The sequence below is a fragment of the Allorhizobium paknamense genome (assembly GCF_030815125.1).
In the GTDB taxonomy this organism is placed as follows: Bacteria; Pseudomonadota; Alphaproteobacteria; order Rhizobiales; family Rhizobiaceae; genus Allorhizobium; species Allorhizobium paknamense.
Genome location: NZ_JAUSWH010000003.1, coordinates 30,627 through 47,010 on the forward strand (window position 1 = coordinate 30,627; position 16,384 = coordinate 47,010).

13 protein-coding genes and 1 tRNA gene are annotated in these 16,384 nt (G+C 60.9%); 10 read left to right on the forward strand and 4 right to left on the reverse strand.

What is annotated here, in order from left to right; translation table 11 throughout:
* Positions 1 to 179 precede the first annotated feature (179 nt).
* A complete protein-coding gene (locus QO005_RS06060; protein WP_112515049.1) occupies positions 180 to 482 on the forward strand; it encodes a hypothetical protein in 303 nt (100 codons plus the stop codon).
* Between the two features lie 39 nt (positions 483 to 521).
* On the opposite strand, the gene QO005_RS06065 is transcribed toward QO005_RS06060, so the two are convergent.
* Positions 522 to 1,457: an HNH endonuclease gene (locus tag QO005_RS06065; protein ID WP_307157107.1), complete on the reverse strand. Its 936-nt coding sequence runs from the start codon at positions 1,455 to 1,457 to the stop codon at positions 522 to 524.
* 338 nt (positions 1,458 to 1,795) lie between these two features.
* On the opposite strand from QO005_RS06065, the gene QO005_RS06070 reads away from it, so the two are divergent.
* The 6 genes from QO005_RS06070 to QO005_RS06095 all read left to right on the forward strand — a co-directional run bounded on the left by QO005_RS06070 (position 1,796) and on the right by QO005_RS06095 (position 8,553).
* Entirely contained in the window at positions 1,796 to 2,992 is a 1,197-nt protein-coding gene (locus QO005_RS06070; RefSeq protein WP_307157108.1) for a hypothetical protein, read from the forward strand.
* A gap of 348 nt (positions 2,993 to 3,340) precedes the next feature.
* Positions 3,341 to 4,456, forward strand: a complete 1,116-nt coding sequence (locus QO005_RS06075) for a hypothetical protein (RefSeq protein ID WP_307157109.1) — start codon at positions 3,341 to 3,343, stop codon at positions 4,454 to 4,456.
* 185 nt (positions 4,457 to 4,641) lie between these two features.
* Entirely contained in the window at positions 4,642 to 5,148 is a 507-nt protein-coding gene (locus tag QO005_RS06080; protein WP_307157110.1) for a hypothetical protein, read from the forward strand.
* The gene (locus QO005_RS06085; protein ID WP_307157111.1) at positions 5,141 to 7,099 is read left to right on the forward strand and encodes an ATP-binding protein; all 1,959 of its coding nucleotides are present in this window, start codon (positions 5,141 to 5,143) and stop codon (positions 7,097 to 7,099) included. The genes QO005_RS06080 and QO005_RS06085 overlap by 8 nt, the downstream gene beginning before the upstream one ends.
* Positions 7,096 to 7,863 (forward strand): ATP-dependent metallopeptidase FtsH/Yme1/Tma family protein, encoded by a 768-nt coding sequence (locus tag QO005_RS06090; protein WP_307157112.1) that lies wholly within the window; start codon positions 7,096 to 7,098, stop codon positions 7,861 to 7,863. The genes QO005_RS06085 and QO005_RS06090 overlap by 4 nt, the downstream gene beginning before the upstream one ends.
* A gap of 375 nt (positions 7,864 to 8,238) precedes the next feature.
* Complete coding sequence (locus QO005_RS06095) at positions 8,239 to 8,553, forward strand: hypothetical protein (protein ID WP_307157113.1); 315 nt, start codon at positions 8,239 to 8,241, stop codon at positions 8,551 to 8,553.
* 211 nt (positions 8,554 to 8,764) lie between these two features.
* Here QO005_RS06095 and QO005_RS06100 read toward each other — a convergent pair whose 3' ends face one another.
* Positions 8,765 to 10,858 carry a site-specific integrase gene (locus QO005_RS06100; protein WP_307157114.1) on the reverse strand — a complete coding sequence of 698 codons (2,094 nt, stop codon included), beginning with the start codon at positions 10,856 to 10,858 and terminating at the stop codon, positions 8,765 to 8,767.
* Positions 10,859 to 11,015: 157 nt separating this feature from the next.
* Positions 11,016 to 11,089 (reverse strand) — tRNA-Gln (locus tag QO005_RS06105).
* 231 nt (positions 11,090 to 11,320) lie between these two features.
* On the opposite strand from QO005_RS06105, the gene QO005_RS06110 reads away from it, so the two are divergent.
* Together QO005_RS06110 and QO005_RS06115 are read left to right on the forward strand one after the other, a co-directional pair.
* Positions 11,321 to 12,937, forward strand: coding sequence for a Ppx/GppA phosphatase family protein (locus tag QO005_RS06110; RefSeq protein WP_307157115.1), 1,617 nt, complete (start codon positions 11,321 to 11,323; stop codon positions 12,935 to 12,937).
* Positions 12,938 to 12,941: 4 nt separating this feature from the next.
* A complete protein-coding gene (locus QO005_RS06115; RefSeq protein WP_307157116.1) occupies positions 12,942 to 13,664 on the forward strand; it encodes an RlmE family RNA methyltransferase in 723 nt (240 codons plus the stop codon).
* Between the two features lie 6 nt (positions 13,665 to 13,670).
* On the opposite strand, the gene QO005_RS06120 is transcribed toward QO005_RS06115, so the two are convergent.
* Positions 13,671 to 15,083: an MFS transporter gene (locus QO005_RS06120; RefSeq protein ID WP_307157117.1), complete on the reverse strand. Its 1,413-nt coding sequence runs from the start codon at positions 15,081 to 15,083 to the stop codon at positions 13,671 to 13,673.
* Between the two features lie 206 nt (positions 15,084 to 15,289).
* Between QO005_RS06120 and QO005_RS06125 the strand changes: the two genes are divergently transcribed.
* On the forward strand, positions 15,290 to 16,276 hold the full coding sequence (locus QO005_RS06125; protein ID WP_307157118.1) for an MBL fold metallo-hydrolase: 987 nt from the start codon (positions 15,290 to 15,292) through the stop codon (positions 16,274 to 16,276).
* The last annotated feature ends 108 nt before the right edge of the window (positions 16,277 to 16,384 follow it).

Sequence of the window (16,384 nt, forward strand, 5' to 3'; positions counted from 1 at the left end):
GCCCACAATATTCAACTTTCCTGTCTCGGCAATCCAGAGCTGTCGTCAACGATAGAGCGCCTCTGATTTAGTGGCGTTTCATTTACCAAGTCATGATTTCCGACTTGTATAGGGGTACTTGCAAATACAAAAGGTTGTGGCTTGTAGGAAGCGCCGAATTTTAGAAAGAGACCATTATAATGCTGGATATCAAGTTTACGTGCCCAAACCCTCGTTGCGAGGGCTTTGAGATCCAAGCAGAAATTGATGATATTCAATACGATATAGCCGAGCAGGAAGATCGCGACTCGGTTCTCACGATGCAAAGCCGCGTCATCTGCGGCTGTGGTGACGAACCGTATATGGTGGAGCTTGTTGCAATGGGCGGTGAGAAAACAGTGAGCGTCCTTGAGCACCCAGACATTCGCGTGAAATTCAATGACAATAGTGGCGACTACACAAGCGAGATGATCGATTTATTTTACGCGCCGCCCGACAAGTGAATTCGGTGTCAGACTCCCGCGGAAATCATTTCCGTAGGCTCACCCCTTGAACACCTTCTCGCGGTGATACTGCAGGAACTGCGAATGCGGCCGCTCGTCCGGGCGTGACGGTACAAGCAGGCGCCGCTCGGGATTGATGAGCCGCGTGACGGTATCCGGCACGCCGCCGCTCGCGATCAGCAGGTTGTAGTCGTCATCGACAGAGATCAGGCCGCGGTCGAACATCCAGTGGACGGTGCCGGAGAGTGCGAGGCCGTTGCGGACGCTATCGGGGCCGCGGTCGGCAACGGGGCGGATGTGTGTAGCCTGGACCTCCGAGCGCCCGCCGCCATTGATCAGCTTGAGGCCCGTGACGGCGCACGTATCGTGATAGGCCGCCTTGATCACCACGGAAAACGCCCTGTCCCGGAAAGGACGCTGGACGATCTGAGCCACGATCTGGCGGTCGACGCTGTCGATCTCGTATGGCATCTGCGGATTGTCACCAAAGCCGAGGCGCGCTTCTTCGGCTGGATCGGGCGCCGGGCGTTCGCGATCCCGTCGCCCGAGCACATGCGCGAAGCCGGCAGCCAGGATGAGGTCGTATTCATCGTCCGGGATGTTGCGGACGGCGCGCCCGAATGCGCCCTTGTTCGTTGAACCGTCCTCCTTGCGAAGACCGCTCTCATAATAGTGGTCGGCCTCCTTGAACGGCACGGCATGATCGAAGTGCAGAAAGTCCTCTATGAGCGCGTAGAAGTGATCCGCCTTCGACGGATCCGCGATGATATCAACGATCCTGGCCGTCGCGAAATAGGCCTGCTTTCCACCGGTCTTCATCAGATCGCCGCTTGGCCGTCGTGGCTCATAATAGACGATCCAGTCACCGCGCGCGGCCTCGACCTGACGCAGATAGGTGCGCGGAAAATGATACCGCTGCTCCGGAAGGTCGTCATAGGTCGGATCGACCTTGGTGGTCAGAATTGCCTTCGCCATGAGTGCGCTCTTCCACGCATATAACGTCACCGGTCCACTTGGCTACCAGGCCCGGCGGGTTGTTGGAAGGGGCGTGGTTTTTGTGGTCGAAGGCCAGAGGCGCCAGAGTCGACACTCGCATTAAGTGCAAATGTTGTTTGGCTCGACGGAAAGCAAGATTCTTCTGAAGAGGCCATGGCGACGGCCATTTCGAAGTAAATATAGTATTGCTTAAAGTTTATATCTTGGTAAGCAATTGTTGCAAAACTATAGTTTGGTTTAATTTTTGTAATACTGTGAGATAATAGTGGGGTAAGGTCGATTAACCTTACGATCGCAACATCACACGGAGATAGACTGTGACGAATACAAAAGCCTCCCCTTTCGCTTCCGCCGCCCATGCCTTCTACGCAGCCAACTCGATTGCAGAGGACATCAAAGATAAGCTGGAAGATACAGCTACCTTCCTCATTAGCGTGACACGCCGCTCGACCTCAGAGGCCTTCGAGCGCGGCGAGCATCTCGAAAAAGCGGCCGCGCTGCTCCCGGAAGGGACACTGGAAAAATGGGCCGTCGAATGCTGCGGCTACACAGCGCGCCATGTCCGCACACAGCGCGCGATTCACCGTAACCTGGCTTACTACAAGGAGATCTTTGTGCAGCTTGCCGTCGGACCGACGGTGTTGGGCAAGCTGAGTGCCGCAACGCCGGAGCAGATCGAGCAGGCGATCGACTTGGCTCGTGAGACCGGCCGTCTGCGGGTTCAGGATGTCACGGGGATCATGTCCGGGTCAAAGGAGGACATTGAGGAGAAGCCCGAAATCGATCCGTACGATGTCGGTGGGCCTGCTGGGCTTAAGGCGATCATCGCCATCAAGGTACGGGACGGCATGAGATCTTTTGTTGGGCATATCGAGGAGATCCGCACCCACGTGCTGGAGGCCTTGCCCAAAAACAACATCGTCAAGAAGGATCTCGCCGCGAAAACCCACCTTACGGCACGCCTCGCGCACCGCGAGCTGCAAAGCCTCATCCAGTTCGTTAGGCCGCATCCGAACGACAAGCATGACACAACGGTTACGGTACTGCCTGAAAAATCCGGTTGGGAAAAGGTCAGCCGGTTGCTCTACAAGATGGGCAGCGAGACCTCCTGGCCCGATAAGGCCGAGCTTCGGACCTGGCTGGAAATCGAGGTCGTGCCGCTGCTGAACTGGGCGGCGCCCGAGAAAGACGAGGCGACCAGGCCGGAGGTCAAGGCTGATGTTGCAAAGGGCGTGGTCGCTTCTGCCAAGGTTGTCGCGGACACTTCGGCCCCGGCTAAAACCTCGGCCTCGCCTAAGGCAAAGGCATTGAGCAGGCCGTCGTTGGAGGAGAACCTCGCAACGCTCACGGATGGATTTGCCGCCATCATGACCGGCGACTTCAAGGTGCCCGCATCTGACGATGACGCCATCCCTTCGGTGGCCGAGGCGCTTGCCAAGCCTGAGAGGCGCTTTCAGCGCCCGGCGTTCATGGACAAGGTCAAGCGGACTTCGCCACCGACGACTGCGGCATGAAGCGGGAACGAAAACTGGAGGGCTGGATGTCCGGCCTTTCCATCACCATCGAGAGGGCCGCTTGTCGGCCCTTTCTCAATGGCGGCGTCGATCGGACACGTTGATCGCTGAGGCGGTTGCCTCGCACTTGTCGCAGGCGCTCAGTCGGCCTCGGTTTGGAAATCGCCGTGAGCCCGGCGTTAACCTTGTACCGGCTTCGTTCTCTTTTTGCAGTCCGGGTCCTTGAGCCCGAGCGCCGGTCCTGCCAGGTTGGGGACGTTCCGGATGGCCGGAACAAGCGGCCCAAGCCGATGCTACCAACATCGACAAGGGCCTGACCGTCAACCTTGTCTAAGAAGGAATCGGGCTATGAGCACGAATACCGTTTCTGTTCCCTATGGGGAAGTTCTCCGTTCCACGATCAACGCGGCCGATGCCGCTGCGACGTCCGGATCCCGCCCGCGCCCGTTCGGCTTTGGCCGCAATGCGGCTCCGACTGCGGTTCGCGAACCGGCGGTGCTGCGCCGTCACCCGCATCTGGTTCGCTTCGCTGACGTCGAAGCCGATCTCGATTTGCTGATCGACCGCGCCATTGCCGCCATTGCCGACGGCGAACCGATCGAGGACGCGATCCTCGGCCACTATGTCCACATCGCCTCGCTGGTGCGGGCGGTGTCGTTCCGCGAAGGCAAACTGTTGGAGCAGGCGGTCGAACGGCTGGCGAAAGCCAATCCGAACATCCTCGTTCTGACCCAGTCGCTAAAGCTCCCGCTGGTCAAGACCGCCATGGAAGCAGTGGCCGGAAACGACTGGTCGAGCCTTGATGGCGTGAAGCTCGATTGCGAGGCCCCGGCCAAGAGCAGCTACACGCCCGACCTCATCATCGTGAACCGTGCCCGGCACACGGCCTATATCCTCGACGTCAAACGGTCGCTCGCATCCTATGGCGACACGAGCCGTCTTGAGGAACTGAAGCTGAAGATGATGGCGTCGGCCATGGTTCTGCCGGACTGGCTTTACAAGAACCAGAAGCGGCTGATGGTCGATGCGGTCGAGGTGGCAATCGTCGACGGCGCGAGCCGACCGAGCGATCATGCCACTGGTATCTGGGCGCTCTCCGAACTCGACGACCTGCTGGAGATCGATGGTGTGGCCGCCTGCATGGCCGAACTGCGCCTGCGCTTCGGTATCCGGGTGCAGCAGCTTCTCGAGGCCGAGGCGCGCAAGGCTCTTGGTTTGGACAAGGCGCCTGTCATTGTTCCGGCAGCGATGAGCACGGCTGTGACCGCGGCGCTCGATCCGCGGATCAACCTCAATGGACCGAGCCGGAGTTACGAAGAAGATCTGGCAGCCCGGTCTTGCGACGATGACGATCTGCGTGATCGCCTCGATGATGACGGCTTCAGCGACGCCGATGAAACCGAGGATGATGAACCGGTCCCCATGTTTGTTCGGGTTGGCTTTGCCCGGCGCCCTCGGCACTGATCGAGCACGTCATCCGACTGCCGTTGATGCCTATTGCCTGATGGCCTGACCGCCGCGCCCTGACGCTTGCCGTCAGGCGCCTGATGTCGACCGCCATGCGTGACCATCAGGCCTGAAGGCTGCGGCTTTCCCATTCCATCTCTCATTGACGCTGGACCCGAGCGTGGTTCGGCGAAGGAGTTTCCATGTCTTCCGACATCACCCCGGATGTGCCGCCGCGCATCCGCTGCGAGGCGATCAAATCGTCCTCGACGTCACTGAACCCTGTCTGCCATCGTTCGCATGGCACCGTCCTCCGCTATCCCGGACCTGCTCGTCATGATCCGCTCGCTGACGATCCGGCCTTCTTGATCGGACTGACCCTTGGTCATGTCAGGCAGGGCGATGGTCTGACCGGCACCGTGCCGGACACGGTCATCAGCCGACTGCAGGCGCAGGCCGAGCGTGGCAATCCCGCCTGCCGCTTGCTGCTCGACTGGCTCGCGCACCGCAACCGCGATCTCGTGGCTCCGCTTCAGTCGGATACAGACGATCCGAGTCCAGCCGAGCCCCGTCCCCTTCGTCGCAGGATCCGGGAACGTCGCCGGGCTGGGCTGGGGAGCTTGAAGAAACGCACGGCGGTGAAGGCGGGATCATCCGGTCCCAAAACGGCAATTATTGCCGCGATGACGGAGGGCAAGGCCGATGAATAAACTCGCCCGTCTTCTGCTGCGCCGTCTCGACCGTGTCGCACGCCGGGAAGCCCAGCGCAATGCTCATGCCAATGGGCTTCTGTCTGCGAAGATCGTCGAGGTCGATGGTCATCTCCTGCGCCGCTACAGTCCCGCATTCGATACCGATCGGTTGGGTGGTGATCGGGATCGGGACCTCGCCTGGATCCGCCGCACCTTCGCGGCCTATCTTTTGCCGCCGGCTCAGCAGTCCGACATTGTGGTGACTGAAGGTAAGGCGTCGCCAGCGTTGCTGCCATCCTTAGACCGGCCCGATCAGGTGACAGCCGAGGATCATGCCGTTGCAATCGATCACAAACGCCGTGCCTATGCCGTCGGCCTCGTTGGCCGGGCGGGCAGGGCACCGCTGGTCAGCAATGTTGTTGCAGCCCTGGTGCTGGCCCGCGCGATCGAAAACACGCGCATGCCACTTGCGAGGATTGTCCACACGATTAATCTGACGGCGCCCGTGATCTGCCTGCACGCACCCGTGCTCGGCTTCGAACGGGCCATGCGGCGGTTGATCGAATTGCCGGGCTTTCTCCCCGGGGCTGTTCCGAACGGCATCGACGGTGACTATGTCTATGACGATGGCAGCTTCGTCGTCGCCGACGGCACGGGGCGTCCCTATATCCAGTTCATCGGCGAGTCGGTCCATCGCCTGACGGGCGCCACGCTGCAGCGCCGGCTGGTCAATGCGCTGACGCGGGATTATCCGGTTGTGGCAATCTCGGAGACGGCACAGCACATCCCATCCGAGATCAGCATTGCCGCCGATGTCGCCCTGGTGGGCGGCTGGTTGGACTGCCCCTTTGTCAGCATGATGTTCGAAGCCATGTATGGTGACACCGGTCTGGCGGCGCTCACCCGATGGACCAATGCCTATGACGCGCATTATCTGACCATCGACGACGTGGTGCTGGCGTTCCGGCCGGGTCGCGGCGCGTCCGAGGTGATCGACGTGCTGGCCTCGCTGACCGAGCGCAATCGTGTTGCCGCTCGCGACGGCGATGATGACGACGATGAACCACCATCCAAGGCCACGACAAAATCCTCGAAGTCGAAACAGGACGCGTCGCCGGAGAAATCCTCTTCCGGAAAAGACAGCGGCGGCGGATGGAAGCGTGACAAGCCGTCGGGTGCCGAGGTCATCCAGCCGGAGCCCTGTGGCCCAGGGGAAGACGATCGCCCGTCGCTGATGGTCGAGACGCTCTCCGGGTACGGCAAGGCCAAGACTTGGGCGCTGAATCTGAAGGCTGATCTCGCCGATCACAGGGCAGGGGCTCTCGCCTGGTCTGATATGAGCACCAAGCTTCTGCTCCATGGACCGCCCGGGACCGGCAAGACGACGTTTGCGCGAGCGCTGTGCAACAGCCTGCAGGTGCCGCTGGTCGTGACGTCAGTCTCGACCTGGCTGCAGGGCGGCCACCTCAACGATGTCATCGCCAAGATGGCCAAGACGTTTGCTGAAGCCCGCGCGATTGCCCCGTCCATTCTGTTCATCGACGAGATCGACGGCATCGGCAAGCGGCAGCCGGCAGAGCGTGAATATGCTGACTATTGGAATACGGTGGTCAACAAGGCGCTCGAACTGCTGGACGGCGCCGTGAAATCCGAAGGGCTGATCATCGTCGGGGCCACCAATCGGCCGGACCAGATTGATGATGCGATCAAACGCTCCGGGCGGCTGGAGACGCATATCGAGATCCCCATGCCCGACATGGCAACGCTTGCGGCCATCTTCATGCATCATCTCGGTGACGATCTGGCGGTGCTGGTTGGCGATGCTGGAAAACTGAACGGCGGGGCTCACGACGAAGTGGAGGCGGACGCCGCGGGAACGCATGAAGGCCCACCGCCACCAGAAAATGATGCTGACAGAGACAGTGATGAACACGGCTCAGGTGGCACCCGGGAAGGAACGACGACATGACAACGACATCGAAGCATATCGAACCGGGCACCCCTGAGGCGGCCGCGTCGGTGTTAAAGCGGCTGGCAACGAGGGCAATGGGCCTGACCGGCGCCGACATCGAACGGATCGTTCGCCAGGCACGGCTGAAAGCCCGACGGGAAAAGCGGTCGATCCGGTTCGACGATCTTGAGGAAGGCATCCGGATGGATCGGCCGCAGGTGCCTTACGATCTGCGCTGGCGGTTCGCGATCCACGAAGCCGGACATGCGGTCGTCCATCATGCGCTGCGGCTCGGCCCGATCCATGGCCTCAACATCGACACGCCCGGAGGCGGTGGCTATAGCCAGCTTGGCTTCACCGCGTCCGGCAGCGATACGCTCGGCTATCGCGAGGACATGCTTGCCATGCTCATGGCCGGACGGGCAGCCGAACAGATTGTGGTCGGTGCGATCTCATCGGGCTCCGGCGGCACTGAGGACAGCGATCTGGCGCGAGCAACCAGGCTGGCGCTCGCCATGGAGCGCTCCCTCGGCTTCGGCGCCGTCCAGCCGCTGCTGTATCGTGACGACAAGGACCCGACCGCCGTGCTCGACAGCAATCCGGATCTCGCGGCCCGCATTCATGCACGACTGGAAAAGGCACTAGCGAGGGCGGTCGACGTTCTGGGCGAGAACAGGGACAGGCTCGATGCCCTGATCAAGGCCCTGTTCGACGCCCAGGCCATGGATGGAGGTGCTGTGACGCAGCTTCTGAGGCAGGGTGATCGGAAGGCTGAAAACTGACAGCATGCCACCTGCACAAAACGACGCCCGGCGCCAAGGCAATGATGTCATCTGATCTGCCTCGGGTCGGCCTGAATTGCGGACGACTGATCTCAAGTCGCCCGCAATCTGAGACAAATTGCGCTCATTTGATTCCGTGGTCTGGATTCTTGATTCAAAGGTCGAGGAGGTTGATTCAGCAACGGCGTTTGCCTCAGGTTGACCGGTGTCGACGCGACATGACGTGCCCGCACATTGAGGCAAATTGCGGTCTTTTGATTCAAGGTTCCAGGCCACCGATTCTCAACTCTGGAAATCCGATTCCGCCAAACGGCGCTTGCGCCGGTCAGCCGGTCCCTCGACCATGGAGGAGGCAGAGGAGCGGGAGGGCGGGCAATGAACTTGAAAGCGGCAAGGCAGCGGCAGAAGGCGCTTCGCGACGCCAACAGGCAGGCCCGGCGTCCCGACCGGGACGACGTGGCAAGGGTGGCGTTGTTCTGGTTGATCCGCCGCGCCGTGGACAAGGGCCAGGAGGCCGAGCTTGAGACGTTCCAGGGCGTGATCGTCTCCATGCTGACCGAGCAGGGCTTCGATGAGCGCGAATGCGATGCCGTCTTCGATGACCTCGTCGCCAAATACCGGTCCGGTGGGCTTCCCTTCCGTAGGAAGCTCCATCTGCTCTTTCCGGACCGAAATCAACGGGAGACGTGAGCCGTCACTCTATCGGCCATGCGACGTCCTCCGCCGTCGTCTTCCCACGGTCTCGCGCCAAACGGCGTTTGCTCATTGGATACCTGCTCCCCCCATTACTTCTTAAAACGCCGTTTGATTCTGAATCGATTTTCCAGAGCGCGATAACGCACCCGTCGTGTTGCTGCGCCATGAAGCGAGGCAAGGTGCGGAAATTATTTCCGCCTCGGTTTCATCCCTTCTTGCCTGCACGTGCCCATGGCGGTGGTTGCCTGTTTTCGACCCAAGGGAGGAGCTGCAATGGTTTTCGCTCGATGCCCGCGGTGATGACAGGATAGTGCTTCAAGGCCTCGCGCATCAGCGGAAGGCCTGCCGGATTGGTGTAGCGTGTGTTCGTTTCGCTACCCTCGCTTAGCCGTCCGGAAATGTCATCGATCACCTCCCTCGAGACGCCCGCCTGCTTCAGCGTATCAGCCATGCCATGCCGAAGCGCGTGAATAGCGCGCGACCACATTTTCTCGCCAAGCGCTCCCTGCATTACGGGAACGAAGGTGTCGTAGAACCGATCGCCCGGGTCGTTGTCCGTCTTGTCCGAGAAGAGGTCCGGGAAGAGAGCTTCGTAGCCTAGTCCCTTGATCGCCTGATAGTAATCGAGGAAGCCCAATCGGATCAATTCGTCGGGCATGGGCAGCAGTCTTTTTGATTGCGCGGTCTTCAATCGCCTGATGCCATTGGTGCGAAGGAGGATGACATATCCGTCCTCGTCCTTCGCAATGTCGTCGACGGAAAGTCCTGCGAACTCTTTGCGTCGAGGGCCGAGGTACGTGAACAGGATGGGCAGATAGTAAAGCGAATCGTGGAAGACTTGGCTGCCCGGTTTTCTCCGCTTTCCCCGCAGATGATCCAGAGAGCCCCTATAGATCGGACTTGCGAAAATCGGAACGATATCCTGCGGCTTCGGCTTGTATTGCTGCTGACGAATATCGCCAGCCTTGGGCTTTCTCGGCCGGATCCCTTCGAAGGTCCAACTCTCAATTTCGAACCCGTGACCTTTCAGGTGTTTAAGAAAATGCTGCAGGTTCCCAAGGTGCTTGCGGATCGTCGCGGCGGCAAGGCCGACCTTCGGCTTTGTTCCGGATGCTTCCGCCGCTCGGCGCATCTCCTGGCCCTTGGCGCGCAGTTCCGGCGCCGACATCACCCGCATCCGGCTGCTGCGGCCCCAGTCGGTTGGAATGTCATTGAAGTGCTGGCGCAACAGGCCGATGTGATATTGCTCGATCTGCCCGGAATGCTCGATATCATGTTCAGCAAGCACGGACTGGAACATGCGCACAAGAGCCTTGGCATCACGGGCAGTCTCCGCCGTCCATTCTTTGCCCATATTGGCAATGAGCTTGTCAGACTCCTGTTCGAAGTCCGAAACGGGGACCACCCTTTGCCCGGCATCCGAAGCTTTCGGCGTGGCCTGTTTGCTCGTGGCTGAGCGCGGGGTCAGGTCGAGGTAGGCGATTTCCGGATCTTTTGGCGCGGCAGTCAGGGCGGATGCGGATGGTCGTTCAACAACCGAAGACGGCGGTGAAGGATCAGAGTCTGGGGGCGGAGGTTCGGCTTCCGTGACCTCGGCATTTCGCGTCACGGCTCTTCCGCCGCCCGTGAATTCGCTTCGACTTTTGTCCACCAGTTCGTGGCGCTCTTCGATATCAAGAAGGGCAGCGGCGCGACCTTCGAAGATTTTTGACATGGCGCGCTGGCGATTGGCGGCGGTGTCGTCGATCTCGAATTGGTAGATCAGCCGTCGGATGCCGTCTTCAAAGCCAGGGCTGCGCGCTACGGTCAGCTCGCCGCGATAGTTTGCCCTGATGGCATCGACATGCGATGCCGGCACGCCATTGTTCAACAGATAGGCCAGACCCGCGCAGTCATTCTCCAGAGACAGATCCACGCGCGTTCCGAACTTTGCCAGGAGCTGGTAGGCCCAGCCTGCTTCCAGATCGAGTTCCATCTCCTCGACATTGCCGCCACGCCCATTGCGCCTTGCCAGCGTGTTGATGTCGTCAAGTCGTTCGAGCTCCTTGTCGCGCTCATGCTCGAACAGTTTCTGGAGCTGTAGCTTGGACATCTTTTCTTTCGAGTTCAACTTCAATTCGGCCAGCCGCGTGTTGAGCTTCCGGCCGATGATCTGAGCCTTTCTATGGTCGGAACAGTGAAGGCTGAGTGAAAGGCGGCTGCCAGGACGGCAGTGAATGAAGGCTGCTGGAATGCGCGGCCGCCAGTAGAAGATGTTTCCCCGGCGGATGAGATTTTCGACCCCGTGGCGGACTGCCATGACGAAGACCCTGTATCAGGCCCGAAGGTCACCCAATGCCGATTTTAGCTTGGGGCATCACCTTTGGGCATCAGTTTTGGGCATCAGGTCGCCGATGACGCCAAAACGGGATCCGGCACGACGGAAAAACATGAGAATCAAGGATTTTTGGGAGAATTGGCTGGGGAACCTGGATTCGAACCAAGATTAACGGAGTCAGAGTCCGTCGTTCTACCATTGAACTATTCCCCAGTGAGACGTTCACGTCGTCTGGTGGGCGGCTTATAACCAAAACTTCGGGGATTGCAAATAGGTTTTTGAAAATTTTGCACAGGCTTTGCCAGGTCCCCTGATCCTCAAGGAAGGCCAAGGGAAAAAGCGTTTGGAGAAGCGCAAGGGTGCTGCTACAATTTTACCAACGAAAATCGAACTGCGCCTGCGGCATGCCTTCATGGCTTTGCGCGGCTGCGATGGAAAACAAACGTGGAAGACCCCGGCAGCGGCGCAAAGCCGCCATATTCGGGGGCGTCGAAGGAAGGCCGTGCGGAGCAGAAGGCTCAAAAGCGCGGCAGGGGGAAGCGGAGGGGGCGTAAAGCTTCGCCGCCGCCTAAACCCCTATCCGAAGATCGCGCGGTCGCGGCCGCGCCGGATCGGCGTCCCGTCAAGCAGGATGAGCAGACGCCTGCGCGCAAGCGCAAGCGACGTCGTAAGAACAGCGGTGGGAAGCCAGGGGCTATCCAATCGGTGCAGCCTGTTGCGAGCACCGAGGCGCAGCGTGTGTCCACGCAGGGTGCCGAGGCCAAATCCGGCAAGCGGCGCCGGCGTGGCGGGCAGGGCAGGCAGGCGGCACAGGTGCGGCCCCTGGCGCCCGGCAAGGCTGTGGAAGCTGCACGTCCTGCCGCAAGCTATGCACCGCCCACCGGACCGAAACCCGCCAAGCAGGACGCTCATGCCGAGCGCGGCCAGGGGCGTGATCGGGCAAAGGCGGAGCATCATCATCGTCCGTTCCCGCGCCACGATGCCTTTGGCGATGAGCATGGTGGCGATTATTATGCCGCGCTCGATCTCGGCACGAACAATTGCCGTCTCCTGATTGCCCAGCCGACCCGTCCCGGCCAGTTTCGCGTGGTCGATGCCTTTTCCCGGATCGTGCGTCTCGGCGAAGGCCTTGGCACGTCCGGCAGGTTGTCGCAGGAGGCGATGGACCGGGCGGTCGAGGCGCTCAAGGTTTGTGCCGCCAAGCTGTCCGGCCTGACTTTGCGCCGCAAACGGCTGATCGCGACCGAAGCCTGCCGGGCGGCGGCAAATGGCGAGGAGTTTCTGCGCCGGGTCCGGCAGGAAACCGGGCTGGAGCTTGAAATCATCAATCGGGAAACCGAAGCCCGGCTGGCCGTCTCCGGCTGTGCCTCGCTGGTGGGGCGCGAGACGCGGTCCATCGTGCTGTTCGACATTGGCGGTGGCTCTTCCGAGATCGCGGTGATCCGCATCGGCGACAATCGCTCGACACGGCTTGCCAACCACATCACCCACTGGACATCGCTGCCCGTCGGCGTGGTGACGCTTTCCGAGCGGCATGGCGGACGCGATGTCACGCCCGCCGTCTTCGAGGCGATGACGGCGGAGGTGGCGGCCATGCTCGACGGTTTCGACTGCCCGCCGATTGCCGCTGCCGCAGGCGCGGGTGGCGAGGAGGATTTCCATCTGATCGGCACGTCCGGCACCGTCACGACGCTTGCCGGTGTGCATCTCGACCTGCCGCGCTATGACCGCCGCCGCGTCGATGGCTTGTGGTTGACGGATGCGGAGGTTTCCGCCATGCAGGCGAAACTTCTGTCCTGGGATTATGCAAGCCGTGCCGCCAATCCCTGTATCGGGCCGGATCGCGCCGATCTGGTGCTGGCGGGCTGCGCCATTCTGGAGGCTATCCGCCGCCGCTGGCCGTCCAGCCGCATGCGTGTCGCGGATCGCGGCCTGCGGGAAGGCCTGCTGACGGATATGATGGCCGATGACGGCGTGTGGCGGCGTCACCGCCATCGCCGGCAGGGCCAGAAAGACCATAAGGACCAGGGCGGCAAGGACCACGGAGCCCGGCGGAGCTGATCAGATGACGAAACCACCCATTGGCGGCAACCGGACAGGCCGCAAGCTCGGCCAGAAGGTCAAGAAGGGCAAGCTCAAGGCCTCCTCGCGGCGCTGGCTGGAGCGCCACATCAACGACCCTTACGTGCAGCGCGCGAAGCTCGAAGGCTATCGCGCCCGCGCGGCCTTCAAGCTCCTGGAGATCGATGAAAAGCACCAGATCCTGAAGGGCGCCCGGCGCATCATCGATCTGGGGGCAGCGCCCGGCAGTTGGTCGCAGATCGCAGCCAAGGTCACCAATTCCTCGGATGAGGATGTCCGCGTTGCGGCCATCGACTTCCTGGAAATGGCGCCCTTGCCCGGCGTGAAGATCCTGCAACTGGACTTTCTCGATCCGGAAGCACCTGCACGCTTGATGGAAGCGGTGGGCGGCACGCCCGATCTGGTGATTTCCGACATGGCGGCCCCCACCACCGGCCACCAGAAGACCGACCATCTGCGCACCATGCATCTTTGCGAGGTTGCCGCCTATTTTGCCGTGGAAGTGCTGGCCGAGGGCGGGCATTTTCTGGCCAAGACCTTCCAGGGCGGCACTGAGCGAGAGCTCTTGACCATGCTCAAGCAGAATTTCCGGCAGGTTCTGCATGTGAAGCCCGCATCCTCGCGGGCCGAATCGGTGGAGATGTTCCTGCTCGCCAAGGGCTTCAAGGGACGCAAGCAGATGCCGGAAACTGAAGCGGAAGCCTGATCCCGCTCACTTCACCGGGATATTTTCAGCTGCCGCCACCGCTGCCCGGCGATGGCCGGAGACGTCCGATCCGGCATTCTTGTCCAGCAGAATGTAGGGAATGACCGAGGCGAGCGACAGCGTCGCCACGACGAGGAAGCCGAGGTGGAATTGCGGCAGTCCGAGCTCGCTGCCGGTGATGGCCGTGCTGACCTCCAGCACGAAGGCGGCGCAGGCCACGCCCAGCGCCAGGCTCACCTGCTGCAGCACCGAGGCAATCGAGGTTGCCTGGCTGGCTTCCGTATTGTCGATATCGGAATAGCCCAGCGCATTGGTGCCGGTGAAGAAGAAGGACCGGAAAAACCCCGCCATCAGCAGGAAGAACATGATGACCAGATGCGGCGTTTGCGGCGTGAACACGGCGTTGACATAGGTAGTGGCAGCACCTGCGAGCCCGGCGGTGATCAGCACCGTGCGGAAACCGGCGGCGGCGAACATGCGCCGCGCCATGAACTTCGTGGTGATTGCGCCGATAGCGCCAACAAAGGTTGTCATGCCGGATTCGAACGGTGTCATGCCAAAGCCGAGTTGCAGCATCAGCGGCATGAGAAAGGGAATGGCCCCGGTGGAGATACGAAACAGCGTGCCCCCGGTCTGAGCGGCGCGAAAGGCGGGTTTGCGGAAGAGGGCGAGGTTCAGAAGCGGGGCCGGGTGCCGCCTTGCGTGGAAGAAATAGCCGAAGCCGCAGAGAAAGCCGATGATGGTGGCGCCAACGCCGATGGCTGGCGGCAGCGCCGGAAGACTGATTACCGAAAGCCCGAAGACGATGCCCGCCGCACACAGCGCCGTCAGCACCAGCCCGATCACATCGAGCGGCGGTGTCTTCAGCTTTTCAATCTCGGGCAGGTAGATGGAGGAGAGGATCAGCCCGAGAATGCTGATCGGCACATTGATCAGAAAAATCCAGTGCCAGGTGAAATAGGTGGTGATGAAGCCCCCCACCGGCGGCCCTGCCAGCGGCCCGACAAGGCCCGGAATGGTGAGCAGCGCCATGGCGGAGACCAGTTCTTCGCGCTTTGTGGTTCTGAGCAGCACCAGACGGCCCACCGGCGTCATCATGGCGCCGCCCATGCCTTGCAGGAAACGCGCGGCGACAAAGGCCCAGAGCGAGCCGGAGATGGCGCAGAGAATGGAGCCCACGGTAAAGACGATGATGGCGGCGCGGAAAATGCGCTTGGCCCCGAACTTGTCCGCCATCCAGCCGCTGACCGGAATGAAGATCGCCAGCGACACCATGTAGGCGGTCAGCGCCAGTTTCAGGGTGATCGGCCCCACTTGCAGATCGGCGGCAATGGCGGGCAGCGCCGTCGAGATGACGGTGGAGTCCATGTTTTCCATGAAGAGCGCAACGGCAAGAATAAGGGGAACAATGCGATTCATGGCACCGGATCTTTATCAAGCGGGGATTTTGCCTGCCGGTGCGGCGAGCCTGCACCGGAACGGTTGGTTCTTAAGTCAGTTGCTGCGGCGCGCCAACCCAATAACGTCTGTGAGGCCGGCGATCACGCACACGTTATACGCATTGATCTGGTTCGCGCAGAACCTATGTGCAACGTGCTATAGGGCAATACGTTGTGGAGGTTGAAATGGTTTCCCTTAAAAGACGAACGATGTTTGCGGGCGCGGCGATGGGCGCGCTGGCGGCTCCCGCCTTGCTGGCGGGCACGGCCTCGGCTCAGACCGCCAAGTCCGAACAGAAAGAGCATTCCATGCCCCCTCAAGTAAACGGATTCAAACTGGGCGCGTTCCAGGTCGTCGTCGTGCAGGACGGGATCGGCGTCTCCGACAATCCCGGCCAGACCTTCGGCACCAATCAGAGCCCGGATAAGGTTGCAGCACTCCTCAGCCAGAATTTTCTGCCGACCGACAAATTCGCCAATGGTTACCATCCGGTTCTGATCGATACCGGCTCCGAGGTCATCCTGTTCGATACCGGCTTTGGCGAGCAGGGAAGGGCCAAGGGCAGTGGCCGCCTGCTGGAGGGCCTGAAGCTGGCCGGCTATCAGCCGGAGGATGTGACACTGGTGGTGCTGACCCATCTGCATGGCGATCACATCGGCGGGCTGATGGAAAAGGGCAAGCCGGCCTTCAGCAAGGCGCGCTATGTCACGGGCCGCAAGGAATATGAATTCTGGACGGATGCCGCCCGTATGGGCACCCCCGCCGAAGGCGGTCACAAGGCAGTTCTGGCCAATGTGAAGCCGTTGCAGGAGAAATTCACCTTCCTGGCGGATGAGGGCGGTGAAGTGGTTCCCGGCATCACCGCCATGCCCGCCTTCGGCCACACGCCCGGCCACATGATCTTCCGGGTGGAATCCTCCGGCAAGGCGCTGATCCTGACCGGCGATACCGCCAACCATTATGTGCTGTCGCTGCAGCGCCCGGATTGGGAGGTTCGCTTCGATATGGACAAGGCCATGGCGGCAGCCACCCGCAAGCGGGTTTTCGATATGATCGCGGCTGAAAAACTGCCCTTCCTCGGCTATCACATGCCGTTCCCCTCGGTGGGCTACGTGGAAAAGGCAGATGAGGGCTATCGCTTCGTGCCTAAGTCCTACCAGTTCGATATCTAAAGCATTGCCAGGAAAAGTGGGAACCGGTTTTCCGTCCGGGAATGCGTAAGAACAAGTAGAAAGCATTGCCAGGAAAAGTGGGAACCGGTTTTCCGTCCGGAAATGCGT

Bases quoted from the DNA above. Each gene is read 5' to 3' on its own strand.
- QO005_RS06060 (WP_112515049.1), top strand. From the start codon at position 180: ATGCTGGATATCAAGTTTACGTGCCCAAACCCTCGTTGCGAGGGCTTT.
- QO005_RS06065 (WP_307157107.1), bottom strand. From the start codon at position 1,457: ATGGCGAAGGCAATTCTGACCACCAAGGTCGATCCGACCTATGACGAC.
- QO005_RS06075 (WP_307157109.1), top strand. From the start codon at position 3,341: ATGAGCACGAATACCGTTTCTGTTCCCTATGGGGAAGTTCTCCGTTCC.
- QO005_RS06080 (WP_307157110.1), top strand. From the start codon at position 4,642: ATGTCTTCCGACATCACCCCGGATGTGCCGCCGCGCATCCGCTGCGAG.
- QO005_RS06085 (WP_307157111.1), top strand. From the start codon at position 5,141: ATGAATAAACTCGCCCGTCTTCTGCTGCGCCGTCTCGACCGTGTCGCA.
- QO005_RS06090 (WP_307157112.1), top strand. From the start codon at position 7,096: ATGACAACGACATCGAAGCATATCGAACCGGGCACCCCTGAGGCGGCC.
- QO005_RS06095 (WP_307157113.1), top strand. From the start codon at position 8,239: ATGAACTTGAAAGCGGCAAGGCAGCGGCAGAAGGCGCTTCGCGACGCC.
- QO005_RS06100 (WP_307157114.1), bottom strand. From the start codon at position 10,858: ATGGCAGTCCGCCACGGGGTCGAAAATCTCATCCGCCGGGGAAACATC.
- QO005_RS06115 (WP_307157116.1), top strand. From the start codon at position 12,942: ATGACGAAACCACCCATTGGCGGCAACCGGACAGGCCGCAAGCTCGGC.
- QO005_RS06120 (WP_307157117.1), bottom strand. From the start codon at position 15,083: ATGAATCGCATTGTTCCCCTTATTCTTGCCGTTGCGCTCTTCATGGAA.
- QO005_RS06125 (WP_307157118.1), top strand. From the start codon at position 15,290: ATGGTTTCCCTTAAAAGACGAACGATGTTTGCGGGCGCGGCGATGGGC.